Here is a 15277-nt window from a genome sequence, read left to right on the forward strand (position 1 = left end):
TCGTGGGGCGACGGCGCGCAGGTGCAAAAGAGCGTTGAAAAGCAAAGGGGCTCACTCCAGCAAACGAAAGGTCGTTCGTCGGTTTTTCGCCCGTCCCGCTTCCGTATCATTGCTGGTAATGGGGCGGTCCTCACCGTATCCGATGGTGCTGATGCGGCTGGCGTCAATGCCGCCGTCAATGAGGTATTGCCGCACGGCCATAGCTCTTTGTTCGCTCAGGCGGAGGTTGTCGGCGTCGGAGCCAACGTCATCAGTGTGCCCGGCAATTTGTACCCGGAGCTTATCCGCTTCCGCCAATACGGCAAGCAACCGGTCCAGCTCCTGGCCCGATACCGGCAGCAGGGTGGCACTGCCTGTTTCGAAGAGAACATTCCTGAAAGCGGTGGAACCGTCTTCTTCACTGCTATCACTTTCCGTAACCACTTCCGCTATTGGCTGAAGCTCAACGGTGAGGCGGAAGGGCTCGTCCGTCAGCAATCCGTCCGCCAGTGAAAACCGGTCACTGTAGAAGAGGTATCCTTCCCGTTCAACGGTCAGGGCGTAGTCTTGCCCCGAAGGAAGTAAGCTCAGGAATTTACCTTCCTGATCCGTCGCCATCACTTTCTCCGCACCGGCCCCTGTGACTGGTCGGAGGCGGGCCGTTGCCACTAGCGGCTCCCGGCTAATGGCATCGATCACCCTTGCCTCCAGGTAAGTGGTAGGAGCCGGCCGGATCTCTGCCGGCAACTCAAACTGGTAAATGTCAACATCCGCTTTTCCGGTTGTCGGGTCAATTTCCCGCTTACTGAAATAGGCCGTACGGCCGTTTAGCCCGATGAAGAGATTCGTCTCGTTAGCGGGGGTGTTGATCGGGTAGCCGAGATTGGTGGGAGCTGACCAGGTATTGTCTCCGCCCAACACCGTTCTGAATAAGTCCTCTCCTCCCATTCCCGGGTGCCCGTCACTCGTAAAGAACAGCGTCTTTCCATCTGAAGACCAGAAAGGGTATTGGTCTTTGCCATTCGTATTGATGTCCGGGCCCAGATTAACCGGCGCAGACCAGCCTCCTTCCGGTAGCCGGCCGCTAACGTATAAATCTTCCTGCCCCTGGCCTCCGGCCCGGGTGCTGGTGAAAAACAGTAATAATCCGTCGGGGGAAATGCTGGGCTGAGCTTCGTAGGCTTTTGTGTTGATGGCCGGGCCAAAAAACTGAGGATTTGTCCACTTTCCCTCTTGCTTTTCCGAGAATACCAGGTCGCAGCTGCCGGCCCCTTCGGGCCGGTTGCAAACGGTAAATACCAGGTAGTTGCCATCAGCGGTGATGGATTGTGCGCCCTCATCATAACCGGTGTTGATACCCTCCAGCGGTAAGGCTTTGGCCCAGCTTCCGTCCTCCTTACGGTCACTGACGTAAAAGTCTTCGTTTTCTCCATTTACCCGTCGGGTGAAGATCATCCGCTGACCATCAATACTTAGCGACGGGAAGTACTCTAAGTGTTCGTCCGTGTTAACTTCACCAGGCAGTGGGATAGGGGAGAAGGGGACAGGATTTCGGGCGATGGCGGCCGCTTCCCTGGCTTTGGTCACTAAGCGCTCTGCCTTCTCTTTTTGACCAGGGCGCCTGCTGTCCTGTACGGCGCTCAGGTAGGCCTCATAAGCTTGTACCGAAAGGTCAAACTGCGCGTTCAGGGCATAGGCTTCTCCCAGTTCCAATTGTGCGCGTGGATTCTGATCCTGTACGTAGCCCCTGCTGAAGTCGGTAATAGCCGCCTGATAATTCGTCAGCCGTTTTTGGCCAAGCCCACGCAGGTAGATCAGGTCCGTCGCGTTGGGGTGCTTATCGATGAGCTCGTCCAACAAAGTAATCGCGTCGGTAAAATTGCCGGCATCCATGGCGGAGCGGGCTTCGGCCATCAGCTTCGTCTCTTTCTTATTAAAGGAGGTGCTTTTGGAGGATTTCCCCGCTGGCTGCGCGGTAGCGCAGGAGACGGAAAAAGAAAACAGAATAATATAGAGTAGAGCGCGAAGACCAGTCACAAGTAAAAGATTGAGTGCTGGGATAACGCAGAAATGGCTAAGCTTGTTATTAAGCGCCTACACGGGCTTTCTCCAGTGCTTCAGCTGCTTCAGGAATCTCCTTCGCGGCGATTTCAAGTTGCGCGATGGCGGGATTCACCTTTCCCAGGGCCTGTAACGTTAGCCCAAGGTGATACCGGATTTCAGACTCCTTAGGTGCCTTAACGTCAGCTTCTGCGTCGAGAGCACGCTGGAAGGCGATGACGGCATCATTGTGTCGACCGCTCTTAGCCAGTAACTTGCCGAAGGTGCTGTTGACCCGACGGTCATAGCGATCCAGACTGGCAATTTTTTGCTTCCGCTTAGAAAACATATTGTAGACCCGGAGAGCATCAGCGGGGCGGCCCATTTTCAAATAAGAGTCACCCAAAGCTACCTGTGCCATCCAGTAAATAGCCTGGTGAGGAATGCTGTTCTTAGTAACCAGGTCAAAATCTTCAGCAGCCTTTGCCCAGTCTTCTTTACTGGCGTAAGCCAGCCCCCGGCCGTAATGGCTTTCGGGCATAGAAGGGTTGATCTTCAGACTCTTGTCGTAATCGTACAGCGCATCATCAATGTTACCCAGGCGATAGTTGACAAAACCGCGGCGCTCATAGGCTTGCGCGTGGCGGGCAAAACGACCTACTACACGGGTCATCATTGCTAGTGCTTCCTGCTCTTTCTCCGCCTGGTTAACCAGCTGTCTGCCCTTATTGAATAGCTGAACGGTCGTCCGGTCACTATGCGGTTCCAGAACCTGATGGTCCATAATGGTTCCCGCATTCAATCTCCAGAGGTTGATGCTGCCGGCCATGCTGAAGGATACTACCCGTTCCAGAAGGTTCAGGGTGTTCAGCCAGTGGCGTTCAGTGCCGGTAACTACAGTTCTGGGGATGTCGAGAATCATCTCTTCTTCTTTGAAGATGTTCTCAGCCTTAAGGAGAATATCATTCTTATAGTAGTTCTCCATCCGGTGGATGTACTGATCTACTACCTGCCGGAATACCCGTTCGGATCCGAATTCAAGTTGTCCCGCAATAATTATCCTGTACTCTGACATTATCCCTTGTGCTTTGATTCCCTACTGTAATAAAATTTCTGACCACACAAATAAGCACCAATCAGGTTCCTTCGGATAAACCGGAGAGTGATCACCGCGACGTCTTTTAGTTTGGATTAACCAAGCACTGACGTTCTGAAAAATCAGGTATGTGGAGAGAAGTAACTGTCGTAAAACCTGCATCAAATAGTTTCATTGAGAGCAGGCTTACAAAAATGCATAATTTCTGTGCAATTTCAAAGTAAGCGAGCGAATAATTGGTCCTGCAGGGCCGGAATGTAGAAGATGGGGCTATTTCAATGAGAAGAGCCACTATTTCCGGAGAAATAGTGGCTCTTCAAATGTAGTGGTATGGTTAGTGGGGCTTACTCACCTTTTACCATACGGGTTGGCTCAGAAGCAACCGGAATTACTACCCGGTTTTCCTTGAGTGTTTCACCTACAGGCTTGAGTTCACCGAATCCGATCTGGCTCAGCTTAGAAGGGTTAGCACCTTCCTTACCAGCAGCGTAAGCTTCTGCAGAGTTAGCCCGACGCTCAGAGAGACGCTGGTTGTACTCCTCAGAGCTGCGACGGTCAGCATGACCTTCGAAGCGGATGCTGAAAGCAGAAGCTCCGGGAAGTGCCATGAAGCGGTCGATCTCTTCGATGATCACTTTGTCGGGGCGGTTCAGTGAGTGAATGTTCGTGGGGAAGTAGATGCGGTCAATTGCAATCGTACCGTTGGTAGAGTCAACACGGATGTGCTTGAACTCCTGACCGGCGATCAACTGGCTGTAGCGCGTGATCCGCTCCTGAAGGTTTTCCGGACGATCCTTTGGCTCTGGGCAACCGTTACGGGCTGCAACACCGGCAACTGTAGGACACTCATCTTCTTTGTCGATGATGCCGTCACCGTCACCATCAGGGCAACCATTGAATTTAGCAAGACCAGCTTCTGCAGGACAAGCGTCATCACCATCAGCAATACCGTCACCGTCACCATCGGGGCAACCCATAAGTGCAGCAATACCAGCTTCGGTTGGACACTTGTCGTCTTTATCAGCAACACCGTCACCGTCACCATCGGGGCAACCGTTCAGGTTCTTGAGTCCGGCCTCCGTTGGGCAGTCGTCGTCACCATCAGCAACACCGTCACCGTCACCGTCGGGGCAACCCATCAGGGTAGCCAGACCAGCAACCTGAGGGCACTTGTCGTCTTTGTCAGCAATACCGTCGCTGTCGGTGTCGGGGCAACCGTTGGTTGATGCAGGGCCAGCTTCCGTTGGGCAATCATCTTCTTCGTCGTACAGACCATCCTTATCGGTGTCTTTTTTACCAAAGCCGGTAGCAAAAGTAAGACCGGTAAGAACGTAGGCATCATCCTTGTCAGGGTTGCCTGCCTGGCTTACACCATCAATGAGGTCATCACCAGTCATGCGGTAAGTAATATCAAGACCGAGAGAAGACTTGGGGGACAGGTAGTACTTAAGGCCGGCTCCCAGCGGGAAAACAACCCCACCGCTGTCGTCCAGGTTGCCCTGGTTATCAGCCGTTACGCTGGCATTGCTGGCGCCATTGTAGTCAGTGTCTACTTCACCCCAGATACCATACCCGACACCTGCGCTGATGAAAGGAGAAAGTGTCTTTTTAAAGACGCCATCCGTAAAGCGCTTGCCAGCAAAAGGCTCAAACTCAAGAGATAGAGAAGGCTCAATTACCGAACCGTCAGAAGTGAATCCACGGTTACGGCGTGCTGCCTCGTCAGATTCATTGTCATCACTCTTCAGGCCTCCGTAGGCAAGGGCACCTCGTAAAGCAAAGGTGTTACCCAGGCGACGGCGCAGCATGATAGCTCCACCGAATTTTGGCTGATTGAGGAATACAATGTCATTATCAATCATATCTCCGCCGATGGAAGAGGTACCTAGTTTAAGGCCAAATTCCCAGGGGAATTGTGTTTTTTGACCGTACATGGACAGGCAGGTAAACATCGCGGCGGCTAACAGTAAGTGTTTAAGCATTAGTGCTAAAATTTGACGTAAGGAGAAATGGTTTATTGCTGGGGTATGTAGAGTAGTCCAGTTTTTGTGTAGTACCACAATTCCAGAAAGAATGTTCGATACAGTAGTTAAGAAGCTACAATTTTACTGACTTATATCAGAATACACATAATATTATGAGGGAACATTGCATTTTGCCCCCTTATTTCGGCAAATAAACGCATTTTTTTCGCTTACCGGCGATGAAAACGAAGTAAATGTTCAGGGTGGCCCCGGTCATAGACCTCCAGAATGAGCTCTCCCCGTCTTCCGGGAGTTACCGGGAAAAGAATTTTTACGGGGTTATGGACGTAGCCGTTATCGCCAAAAAAGGATAGTTGATGCCGCAGCCTGGGCGGCAGGCGAAAACGAAGAAGTTCTTCTGTGTCCCTGGGTAGTGGCACCCCCTTAAAGCCTTCTTCCCAAAGGAACTCACGCAGTAAGTTGAAACTCGTTTCAAACCGACCGCTGGAGAAAACAATCCGGTAACAGTAGCCGTCGGAGTAGCCTCCTTCATAGCGCTGGCCGGCAGCGGGAAAGTGGGTGTATAAAGTTCTTTCTTTCAGCTGAATAAAAGTCGAAGACGCTGGGGCGTGGTCGCCGTCAGCAGCTTCTCCGGGAGGAAGCTTTTTTCCCGCATCTGCGGAATAATCTGCGATATATACCGGACGACCGCCCAGCCGTGGTACTTTCATGCCTGACATTTTGTTAGTCGAGTGTAAATTTAAAACAAAAAATGATTACTGACTCCGTCTTGCATGAAAAAGTTGAATTTAGCATCCCGGCGTTTGCGGTAGGCCCGGGCGGCCGGCTTACGCCCGCTTACCTGATACGGCTTCTTCAGGAGGCGGCGATGATCAACACCGTGCGGCTGAAAATTTCCAGTCCGGAACTTATGGCAGAGATGGGGCTGTCATGGGTGCTGCGGCGGCAACGAATTAACATCACCCGCCTGCCTGCGATGGGCACACGGGTGATCGTTATTACGGCACCTTCTGGCTTTGAGCGCCGTTTACAAACCTTCCGGGATTTTCACGTTTTGGACGAAGAGGGGAACACGCTGCTAACGGCTGCGACACAATGGTTACTCATGGATGTTACCAGCCGACGGCTCAAACCCATCCCCCCTCACATTGCTGCTCTTGAAGCAGACCTTGCACCTGCGGCCGCGCACCTGGATCGGCCCCTTGGAAAAATCAAACCTCCGGAAGCGGGCGGGCAAACACGGGAATTTACCGTCGCTTATCATCAACTGGATTTCAATGATCATCTCACCAATCCGGTCTTTCCCGAGCTGATGCTGGAGCCGCTTGGAGGGCACTTTCTGAAACGGCATACACCAACATTGCTGGAAGTAGATTACCGCCTGGAAGCCAGGTTTGGTGATCCCCTCGTTGCTCAGGCTTCCGCCCTTACCTCCAATGGATTGTTGCAGCGACACGCACTCAGGCGGGAAGGTGATCTGCTGGCTACGATGGAGTCACACTGGCGGGTTAACTAGCCGCCCGTAAAAACAATCAGGGTACAGCATTCAAAATGCTGTACCCTGATCACTTATAAATCTTACCGTTTAACACAAGAGCGGTATAAGCCGGAATAAACCCGGTAAAGGTCTGAAGCAGGCAGTCTTACAACTCCTGCGCTGAGAAGAAGTAGTCCAGCGTTTTCTTACTGGCGTCACCGCTTTGGTAACCCGCGTAGAAATACTTGACACGCTGCTCGGAGGTACCGTGAGTGAAACTGTCAGGTACTACGTAGCCCTGGCTCTGCTTCTGGATCGTATCGTCACCAATGGCGGAGGCAGCTTTGATGGCTTCTTCAATGTCGCCTTCGCTAAGGAGGTCGGAGTAACGGTCAGCGTAGTAGGCCCATACACCGGCAATATAATCTGCCTGAAGTTCGAGGCGAACGGACATCGCGTTCGCGTCCGCTTCCCGCATCCGGCGGCGGGCCTGACTTACCTGCTGGCTGTAGCCCAGCTGGTTCTGGATGTGGTGGCCTACCTCATGGCTGACTACGTAGGCAAGGGCAAAGTCGCCCGGAGCGCGGAAGCGCTTGCGCAGGAGGTCCGCAAAGGAGAGGTCAATGTAAATCTGCTGATCCGCCGGGCAGTAAAACGGCCCGGTAGCCGCACTGGCATACCCACAGGCGGAACGATCTTCACCCTCAAAGAGAACCAGTACGGGTTCGGCGTAATTGCGGCCATATTCCTTGGGGAAAATCTGCCCCCAGATCTTCTCATTCTCCCGGAGGGTAACGGAGACGATCTGCGCGTTGGGCGTATTCTCAACGATGCCGCCCTGACTTTGGGTCTGGGTTTGTGCAGGGGCGGAGGCCCCGCTGTTGGCAGCGCCGAGGTATTCGGAAGGGTCTCCTCCGAGCAGCATTACGACGATAATGATGAGTAGTGTGCCGAGGCCAAAGCCACCGGCAGTCTTTGTTCCGCGGCTGAAGCCACCGCCACCACGACCGCCACGGCGATCGTCAATATTCTTACTTCCTTCTTTTCCTTCTAATCTCATGACGAGGGGTATTATATCGTTTCGGGGGGCAAATTACGAATCCTGGAGGGCAAATACGCGGCGGAGCAACTCCGAGGTGCGCGCACCGATGTTCTGACGGATATTCTCTTCCTCCAGTGCGACCTTGGTAAAGAGGCCTTCGAGCGCACGCTGGGTAACGTGGTCGCCCAGGTTAGTGTTAACCTGCTGGCGGGTCAGCGGGAAGTTGTTGTAGGCATTGGCGGCATCTTCCCAAACCTTGTTGGCGTCGAACTTGTCCAGTGAAGTATTGATCACGGGAGCAAACTCATTGTAGAGGTTGTCGTAGGTAGTCCGCTGTAAGTAGCTCGTCGCTGCGTTGCGGTCTCCCTTAAGAATACCGAGAGCATCCTGGATGGTCATTTGCTTAATGGCCTGTACGAAAATCGGACCGGCCTTGGAGGCTGCGTCCTCCGCTCCCTGGTTGATTTTTTTGATAATGATTTCCTCCAGGTCGCTGAAGCCGGGCACCCCCTGTAGTTTATCGGTCACCTTGCGAACTTCTTCCGGGAGAAGAATGCGGTAGGCCAGGTCGTTGAAGTAGCCTCCCTGAGCGGAAAGCTCATTGGCGCCACGTTCGGACCCTTTGCGGAGGGCTTCTTTGAGGCCGTTGGCAATGTCAGTGGAGGAGAGCCCGCCGCCTTCTCCCAGAACGGTATTCAGGGTGTCGTTGATCTGTTGAGTGGTACAGGCGGACAGCAGGAACGGCATCGCCAGCAAGAATGATTTACGTGTCATCGGGAGGTTGGTTTGTGGTAATAACGTTAGCTAGGACGGAAAAGCTTTGTCAGGGTCATCCAATATCGAAGTCCGGATCATTTAATTTTTTCATAAGATCCTCAAAGTCGGATGGGTCAAAGTCGTCTTCGTCTTCATAGTCCAGCATATCTTCCTCGCTGAAATCTTCGAAGTCGCCGTCATCAAAACCTTCCTCATCGAAGCCCTCCTCGTCAAAGTGGCCTTCGTCGTCAAAACCCTCTTCATCGTCATAGAAGCCCCCATCGTCCTCGTCATCGAAGGCATCGTCATCAAATACCGGTATCGGTGCCGGAGGAGGAGGTCTTTTGATGGTCAGCCCGTCCATGCCACCGCCGCCCATGCCGCCGCCCATACCTCCCATGCCGCCGCCGCCAAATGCGCCACCGCCGCCCATGGGTTCGTCTTCATAGGTGTGTTGTTGCTGCAAGCCGCCGCCAAAGCTTCCGGAAGAACCGCTACGACTATCGACCTGAATTTCTACCACCGCAGCCCCCACCTTGCCACCCAGTGGTGGGTTAAGCTTACGTAAGCGAAGCTTCACCGAGCTGACGGTGTCAAACTGATTCATGATCCGGTTCCCCATACGGTAGGCAAGGGCTTCCAGCAGCTGCGTCGGTTTTTTCATTTCCGCTTGCAGCAGGTAATAAATGGTGGCGTAGTTGACCGTACCACCCAGGTCATCATTTTCGGCCGCACCGGTGATGGAAGCTTCGACTTCAACATCAATGCTGAATTCATTGCCCATCCGGTGTTCCTCCTCATAAAAGCCGTGAGGAGCGTGGAAACGTACGTCTTCTAGTCCGATTTTCGCGGTCATGCCGCAAGATAGTCAAGGAGTCAGATAGTCAAGGAGTCAAATAGTAACTGCCGCAGATGGGCGGTGCTGGTTGCGCGGATTTTAGTCCGTTTTTTCAGCAAAGAGTATACAAGACTACTTACAGACTAAAACAGGGTGTAACCGTTTTATTGCAAATCCTCCAGCAGTGCTTTAGCTTCCTTCAGAGAAGGGTGGCCTGCCTCCGCTACGATATTTTTCAGTTCAGCAATCGCTTTATCTGTTTCTCCCTGTCCGGCCAGGGCCAGTGCCAGGTAATACTCAGATTCCTGGCGGAGGTTAAATGCATCGGCGTTTACGATTTCGCGGAAGGTCGTTGCTGCGGCGGTAAAATTCTGCTCACCGAGCAGACTCTGACCGAGATAGAACTTATTCACGGCCGTAGCCGGCAGCGCCTTAAAGGCCTCACTGGCGAGCTTAAAGTTGCCCGCTTCGTAGGCGATGTAGGCCTCTTTTTCGGGGTCCGCAGCACCACCGCTGCGCTCAATTTGGTAAGCGATGTTGGGGTAGGGCTCAAAATTGGCCATGGCCAGTTGGCCGGGGCTGTCAAAGCCGCCGGGCTGCATGATCCACCAGCCAGCGGCCAGGAGTAATAGCAAGGCCGCTGCGATACCGAACAGGCTCATACGGCTGCGCTTGCGGGCTTTCATATTGACCACCTTAGCCTCGGGGGTAGAGGTCGTCGTCGCCGTCGGCGTTTCCTGCCGGAGCTTACTTTCAAGGCTCTGGAGGCGAGCCTTCATGGCTTCGTCTTCGGCCAGTTCAATGGCCGCCATGGCCAGCTCGGTGTCGGCGAGCTGCTCGCCGAGTTCATTATTCTGCCGGGTATCTTCTTCAAACGCCAAACGGTCTTCATGAGAGGTCCGGCCCAGGAGATAGTCGTCAATGCGCTTCTGTGATTCTTCTTTGCTCATTTTCCAGAAATTTTCTAGGACTGGGGGGATAAAATCTTTTTCAGTTGATCGAGGCAGCGCATCTTCTTGATGCGTGTAGCCCCGGGAGAGCTTAAATTCAGGGTATTCTGGATACTTTCTATGGGGTAACGATGGTAGTAAAACAAGGTTAATAATTGCTGGCAGGTGTCACCTAGCTGGCCAAGCGCACCGGCCAGCAGGGCTTTTCGATGGTCGTCTTCAAATTTGTTCAGCAGACTCATGTCCAGCTCATTTGCCGGGTCGTTGCCTAAGCCAATTCCGGCGTCGGGGTCGGAAGTAACCTCCCGGTGCCGCTTCTGGTTCTTGCGGTAGACTAACCGCTTGCCGATGGCGAAGAGGTAAGTACGAATTCCACAGGTGAGCTCCGTCAATCGACCGCTGACAATATTTTTGTAAAAAGCGATGACCGCGTCCTGAAAACAGTCAGCAGCATCATCTTCCGTAGCGTACAGTTGCCGTTGGGCGTAGGTGAGAAAGGCCTCCCGGTGCCGCACGTATAACTCATCGAGCAATTCGTGGCGGCCGGATTTGATGGCCTCAAACAGTTCTGCGTCTTCAGTTGGCGTGTCTTTCACAATCACGGGCGTTTTCATTCTAGCGTTACCCAAATGTAGCGAATTCGCCGTCCAAAATGTTGCCACCGTTGTGGTTACATGGCTTTATAACTTTAGTTGGGATAGTGTTACGTAAACACTAAAGTTTTTTCTGAATGTGTTGTTTGGGCGCGTTCCGGTAGCTGTCGGGGCAGGTGCAATGTTCTCTTTTGGGCGCTCACCGCAGGTGCAAAGGAAGGTTGAAGGAGCAGTGAGGTCGGAATAATAGTGAGATGGGCTAAGTGGTCAGCTCTTTTCTGAAAATCATAGTCAATACAATAGCTATGCAGGATAGCAATGCTGCAAGGCTAAGGGTTTCGCTAAAGAGCTAAAGTGAGGTTTCTCAATTTTTCTTCAATATTCTTCGTATGATTTCGCTGAACACGGAAGTACCGGTTGCAATCAACGCATCCGGAAAATCATACTCAGCGTGGTGCAAAGCCGGACAGTCTTCTCCCGCCCCGAGCCCGAACATCACCGATGGATAACGACCGGCCAGCCAGCCAAAGTCTTCTCCGAAGGTGAAGCCGTGGGCGCGTTCGGTAACATTTTTGCCTGACTCCATGGCGGCAGATTGAACGATCGCTCTGGCCCTGGAGGTATTAACCGTTGCCGGGAAGTACTCGAACCAATTGATTGTACGCCGGAGGTTTTCAGCAGTGGAAATACGACTGATCTCCTGACAAATGCGGGCTTTGAGCCGGTCCAGTCCTGTATTCGTCCAGCAGCGGATGGTATAATGCAATTCCCCTTCACCGGGGGAGATACCATAGGCTTTCTGCCCAAGGGTGAGGTGAACGGGCGTCAGAACGCAGAAATCCTCCCGATTGGGATCAGGCACGTTCAGCGGCGCCAGCGCCGCCACGATCCGGCTGATGGCCACGGCCGGGTTACGGCCGTTTTGGGGCTCGGCGGCGTGGGCCTCTTTGCCACTGAGCTGAACGGAAAAACTCTGCACGGCCGGAGAGAATGTGGTGGGCGTAAGCAACACCTCGTGGAGTGGTGCTCCGGGAATGTTGTGCAGGGCAAAGACATAATCTGGCGCCAGAGCCGTAAAGCGGGCGTCTTGTAGTGCCGCTGCTGCGCCCTGCCCCGTCTCTTCAGCAGACTGAAAAAAGAGAATTACGCTGCCCCGGGCCGGAGGGGTTTCTCGCAGGCGAAGGGCCAGGGCGGCCAGGATCGTCATGTGCCCGTCATGACCACATTTGTGGGACACGCCCTCGTTTATCGATTGATACCTAAAGTCATTGGGCTCCTCAATCGGCAGCGCATCCAGCTCGCAACGAATCATGACGGTCGGCCCCGGCTGCGGATAGCTATACCTAAAGGTTAGTCCATAGCCCCCGATTTTACTGATGACTTCATCAGCGGGGCAATGTTTCCGGAAGAAGGCCTTGATATGGGCGGCGGTCTTTTCCTCCCGGCCGGAGAGCTCAGGGTGACAATGAAGGTCGTGGCGAAGTTGAGTGAGAAGTTCTTGATGGCGCATGAGGGTGGTAAGGTACGGACGGGTACGGCTGTAAGCAGCCCGGTAGGACTTCATCCACCAGTACCGACTTCAGGCGGTGGAAGGCGCCCCTTTATTCCTTGCTCCTTAAACCCCCTCCCTTCGGGGACCGGCGCAGAGCGCCGACGAGGGGGTATTGCACCTGCGCTCTGTCGCCCAACTTACCATCCGAATACCCTTCCGTCAAGTAGTTAATTCCTTCCGAAATACCATCGTGCCCAAGGTGGACACCAGGCCGAGAAATGCTGCCATCGTACCATTGTCAAAGTAGAATAACTCGACTAAGCCCCAGAGGCAGATTAGGAAGAGGCAAATTCTGATGACGAGTTGCTTGTTCATGATTGATACGCTTACAAGTTAGTCCATAAGATCCCCCCAAGCCAAAGCATACAAATTCTCCCCCTGCGTCAGCAATTCTTCATGAGTTCCACTCGCTACCGTCTTTCCCGCTCCCAGCACCACAATCTCATCCGCCCGCCGGGCAGTAGACAGCCGGTGAGTGAGCACCAGGATGCCCATCTCTGTTTTCAATTGCTCTAACAGCTTCAATACGATTCGCTCCGCATTCCGGTCCAGAGCAGCGGTAGGCTCATCCAGCAATAGTAAGGAGGGTTTGCGCCACAGCGCCCTCGCTAAACCCAGTATCTGCTGCTGACCGCCGGACAGGTTTACGCCCTGCTCGCCAACAATGGTCGCGTAGCCGTTGGGCAGTTGGCGGAAGTAATCGTCCAGGCCGTATTTTTGGAAAAACTCGTCCAGCTTTTCGGGAGACTCCGGGACTTCTCCGAGCAAAATGTTGTCCAACACCGTACCGTTGAATAGTTTGATTTGTTGAGGGAGCACACCGAGGTGGCTACGCCAATCGGCAAAGTCGAGCAGATCGAAGTCGACACCGTTTACCTTGATGGAGCCGGATTCCGGGGCGTAGAATTTTTGCAAAATCTGGAGAAGGGTAGACTTGCCCATGCCGCTTTCGCCCATGATCGTGACCCACTGCCCGCGTCGGAGTTGAAAATCCACGCCGTCAAGTAACAGTGGCCGGCCCGGAAAGCGGAAGCGCAAGTTTTCCACCCGCAACTCTTCGAAGCTATCCGTCAGCGACTGTGGCTGATGTGCCTCCCGCTCCGTTTCATTCGGGATGCTGGTGAACTCGTGCATTCGGTCAAAGGCCACCCGGGCCTCTTGGAGCTGGATGTTGGCGGAGGCCAGGGTGCCCGCTGATGCCATCAGCAGGCCGACCATTTGCAGGATGGCCATCAGCTCGCCAGCCGTCATCTCCTCCGCTAAAACCTTGATGGCGCTCCACAGGATGATGCCCACCACGAAGAGGACCGAGGTCGCCTGCGTCCAGAACTGGTAGCGGATGGCGATTTTGCCCAGGGCCAGGGCCGCGTCCTGAAAGAGCCGGTAAACGGCATTCGTCAACTGGCTGAAAACGCCTTCTTTGCCGTGCAGCTTGATGACGCCGACGCCCTGAATCGTGTCGACGTAGTTACTCTCATTCGCGGCGTAGCTGGCCATCACCGCCCGCTGTCCACCCAGGATGGGCGGATGGAAGCGGTAGACGATAAAACCAAAAACCGGGAGCCAGGCCAGGCTCACCAGCCCGATCTTCCAGTCGAACCAGATGATGGCCCCGGAGGCGACCAGCACCATCAGCGCATCAATGACTACACTGGCCAGAATGTTGGACACCGCCCGCTGGATGCGTTGGGTGTCGTTCATGCGGGCGATGAGGTCGCCCGTCTTACGATTATCGAAAAAGGATTTGGGGAGCTGCAGCAAGCGACCGTAAAAATGATCGATGATGCGCAGGTTGAAATCGAAGCTCTGCCGGATCAGCAAGAGCGAGCGCAGGTATTGAATGGCACTGCGGGCCAGCAAGAGTACCAACAACAAGCCCGTGCCGATGAATAATCGGTTACGGTCAGCACTGGGTAGGATGGTATCCAACAGCTGCTGAGAGAAAATGGCGGTTGCCAGGCCCAGCACCGCCAGGATGACGCCCATAACCAGCGCGATGGAGAGTAGCGGAATATCTTCTTCCACTAGCCCTTTGATCCAGTCCCATTGGCTTTTTTGCGGTGCAGCTTCGGTGGCCGTACCGGCTTTTGCTTTGAGTAGCAGCAGTGCTTTGCTTTTCCAGACGGAGAGGAGTTCCTCATCCGTCCATTCCACCAATGCCGGCTCGGCGGGGTCGCCGATCAGAAAGGTTTTCTTTTTTTGGTTGTAACCGTAGTAGACCACGTAGTGCAGCAGCCGTTCGTCTTTGACGATGTGCAGGATGCAGAGGTCTTCGCATTCCTGCAGGCTGGGGAGGTCGGCTTCAAAACCTTCGGCTTCCATGCCCGCTTCCTGCGCGGCCTGCAGCAGCCCCAGCATGGTGGTGCCCGTGATGGAAGTGCCGCTCAGCTCCCGCAGCCGCTCGAAGGATAGTTGTGGCCGCTCAAAATGGTTGAGAGCGGCTTTCAGGCAGGCGACGCCGCAGTCCGTTTGGTCTTGCTGGCGGACGTGGGCTTTAGTGGGTGTCATGGAAGTGTTTGTAGACGTAGGAGGGTTTGGCTTCGCCGACGATGGTTTGTAGGTGGACCCCGGCGGTGTCGTAAAGGAACATTGTGGGGTAGCTGCTGACCTCCATCTGTTGGGCGATCTTACCGCCTTCGTCCCAGAGGAATACGGTCGTAGCAGTGTCGTACTCAAACTGGCTGGCGTAGCTTTTCAAGCTGTCCGGGTGGACGTCGGAGAGAAAAGCCAGTCGTAAATCTTCAGGCTTTTGCGCGTGGTCGGAGAGGAGTGCCTGGGTTTGGTATTGGCAGTGCTCGCAGGCGGGGGAGATGAAGGTGAGGGCGCAATAGTTCTTGTTCGCAAGTGGAGTAAAATCTTTTTTAAACTTGCTCAATAGAGCAATGTCTGAGCATGGAGCTTTTTCCGTGCTTTTCAAGTATTTGCTCTCGTTATTCTTGTTGCAAGAAGATATGGTTAGGATTAGATAG

The 15277-nt window shown here is 53.8% G+C and carries 14 protein-coding genes; 1 reads left to right on the forward strand and 13 read right to left on the reverse strand.

The window, feature by feature from the left end:
* Positions 1-51 precede the first annotated feature (51 nt).
* The 4 genes from BM123_RS02505 to BM123_RS02520 all read right to left on the reverse strand — a co-directional run bounded on the left by BM123_RS02505 (position 52) and on the right by BM123_RS02520 (position 5810).
* The gene (locus tag BM123_RS02505) at positions 52-2016 is read right to left on the reverse strand and encodes an OmpA family protein (protein WP_090165245.1); all 1965 of its coding nucleotides are present in this window, start codon (positions 2014-2016) and stop codon (positions 52-54) included.
* Positions 2017-2065: 49 nt separating this feature from the next.
* Positions 2066-3094 carry a tetratricopeptide repeat protein gene (locus BM123_RS02510; RefSeq protein WP_090165246.1) on the reverse strand — a complete coding sequence of 343 codons (1029 nt, stop codon included), beginning with the start codon at positions 3092-3094 and terminating at the stop codon, positions 2066-2068.
* Between the two features lie 365 nt (positions 3095-3459).
* Complete coding sequence (locus BM123_RS02515; RefSeq protein WP_090165247.1) at positions 3460-5097, reverse strand: DUF6089 family protein; 1638 nt, start codon at positions 5095-5097, stop codon at positions 3460-3462.
* A 212-nt stretch (positions 5098-5309) separates the two neighbouring features.
* A complete protein-coding gene (locus tag BM123_RS02520; RefSeq protein WP_245748396.1) occupies positions 5310-5810 on the reverse strand; it encodes a hypothetical protein in 501 nt (166 codons plus the stop codon).
* A 41-nt stretch (positions 5811-5851) separates the two neighbouring features.
* Here BM123_RS02520 and BM123_RS02525 point away from each other — a divergent pair, with 41 nt between their 5' ends.
* Entirely contained in the window at positions 5852-6616 is a 765-nt protein-coding gene (locus BM123_RS02525) for an acyl-[acyl-carrier-protein] thioesterase (RefSeq protein WP_090165248.1), read from the forward strand.
* Positions 6617-6743: 127 nt separating this feature from the next.
* Here the strand turns inward: BM123_RS02525 and ypfJ are convergent, their stop codons facing one another.
* The 9 genes from ypfJ to BM123_RS02565 all read right to left on the reverse strand — a co-directional run bounded on the left by ypfJ (position 6744) and on the right by BM123_RS02565 (position 15183).
* The gene (gene ypfJ / locus BM123_RS02530; protein WP_090165249.1) at positions 6744-7637 is read right to left on the reverse strand and encodes a KPN_02809 family neutral zinc metallopeptidase; all 894 of its coding nucleotides are present in this window, start codon (positions 7635-7637) and stop codon (positions 6744-6746) included.
* A 33-nt stretch (positions 7638-7670) separates the two neighbouring features.
* A complete protein-coding gene (locus BM123_RS02535) occupies positions 7671-8393 on the reverse strand; it encodes a DUF4197 domain-containing protein (protein ID WP_090165250.1) in 723 nt (240 codons plus the stop codon).
* A 55-nt stretch (positions 8394-8448) separates the two neighbouring features.
* A complete protein-coding gene (folB, locus tag BM123_RS02540; RefSeq protein WP_090165251.1) occupies positions 8449-9231 on the reverse strand; it encodes a dihydroneopterin aldolase in 783 nt (260 codons plus the stop codon).
* A gap of 146 nt (positions 9232-9377) precedes the next feature.
* Complete coding sequence (locus tag BM123_RS02545) at positions 9378-10163, reverse strand: tetratricopeptide repeat protein (RefSeq protein WP_090165252.1); 786 nt, start codon at positions 10161-10163, stop codon at positions 9378-9380.
* 14 nt (positions 10164-10177) lie between these two features.
* Positions 10178-10777, reverse strand: coding sequence for an RNA polymerase sigma factor (locus BM123_RS02550; RefSeq protein WP_090165253.1), 600 nt, complete (start codon positions 10775-10777; stop codon positions 10178-10180).
* Positions 10778-11120: 343 nt separating this feature from the next.
* Complete coding sequence (locus BM123_RS02555; RefSeq protein WP_090165430.1) at positions 11121-12266, reverse strand: amidohydrolase; 1146 nt, start codon at positions 12264-12266, stop codon at positions 11121-11123.
* A 201-nt stretch (positions 12267-12467) separates the two neighbouring features.
* Positions 12468-12623 carry a hypothetical protein gene (locus BM123_RS24140; protein ID WP_175489222.1) on the reverse strand — a complete coding sequence of 52 codons (156 nt, stop codon included), beginning with the start codon at positions 12621-12623 and terminating at the stop codon, positions 12468-12470.
* 18 nt (positions 12624-12641) lie between these two features.
* Entirely contained in the window at positions 12642-14816 is a 2175-nt protein-coding gene (locus BM123_RS02560; RefSeq protein ID WP_090165254.1) for a peptidase domain-containing ABC transporter, read from the reverse strand.
* Positions 14803-15183: a peroxiredoxin family protein gene (locus BM123_RS02565; RefSeq protein ID WP_175489223.1), complete on the reverse strand. Its 381-nt coding sequence runs from the start codon at positions 15181-15183 to the stop codon at positions 14803-14805. Before BM123_RS02565 ends, BM123_RS02560 begins: the two co-directional genes overlap by 14 nt.
* Between the last annotated feature and the right edge of the window lie 94 nt (positions 15184-15277).

Origin of the sequence: Neolewinella agarilytica (assembly GCF_900110645.1) — a bacterium.
In the GTDB taxonomy this organism is placed as follows: Bacteria; Bacteroidota; Bacteroidia; order Chitinophagales; family Saprospiraceae; genus Neolewinella; species Neolewinella agarilytica.

What these genes read in the sequence shown, in the direction of transcription:
- BM123_RS02535 (WP_090165250.1), bottom strand. Translation starts at nt 8,393, where the DNA reads ATGACACGTAAATCATTCTTGCTGGCGATGCCGTTCCTGCTGTCCGCC.
- BM123_RS02545 (WP_090165252.1), bottom strand. Translation starts at nt 10,163, where the DNA reads ATGAGCAAAGAAGAATCACAGAAGCGCATTGACGACTATCTCCTGGGC.
- BM123_RS02515 (WP_090165247.1), bottom strand. Translation starts at nt 5,097, where the DNA reads ATGCTTAAACACTTACTGTTAGCCGCCGCGATGTTTACCTGCCTGTCC.
- folB (WP_090165251.1), bottom strand. Translation starts at nt 9,231, where the DNA reads ATGACCGCGAAAATCGGACTAGAAGACGTACGTTTCCACGCTCCTCAC.
- BM123_RS02510 (WP_090165246.1), bottom strand. Translation starts at nt 3,094, where the DNA reads ATGTCAGAGTACAGGATAATTATTGCGGGACAACTTGAATTCGGATCC.
- ypfJ (WP_090165249.1), bottom strand. Translation starts at nt 7,637, where the DNA reads ATGAGATTAGAAGGAAAAGAAGGAAGTAAGAATATTGACGATCGCCGT.
- BM123_RS02525 (WP_090165248.1), top strand. Translation starts at nt 5,852, where the DNA reads ATGATTACTGACTCCGTCTTGCATGAAAAAGTTGAATTTAGCATCCCG.
- BM123_RS02550 (WP_090165253.1), bottom strand. Translation starts at nt 10,777, where the DNA reads ATGAAAACGCCCGTGATTGTGAAAGACACGCCAACTGAAGACGCAGAA.
- BM123_RS02520 (WP_245748396.1), bottom strand. Translation starts at nt 5,810, where the DNA reads ATGAAAGTACCACGGCTGGGCGGTCGTCCGGTATATATCGCAGATTAT.
- BM123_RS24140 (WP_175489222.1), bottom strand. Translation starts at nt 12,623, where the DNA reads ATGAACAAGCAACTCGTCATCAGAATTTGCCTCTTCCTAATCTGCCTC.
- BM123_RS02560 (WP_090165254.1), bottom strand. Translation starts at nt 14,816, where the DNA reads ATGACACCCACTAAAGCCCACGTCCGCCAGCAAGACCAAACGGACTGC.
- BM123_RS02555 (WP_090165430.1), bottom strand. Translation starts at nt 12,266, where the DNA reads ATGCGCCATCAAGAACTTCTCACTCAACTTCGCCACGACCTTCATTGT.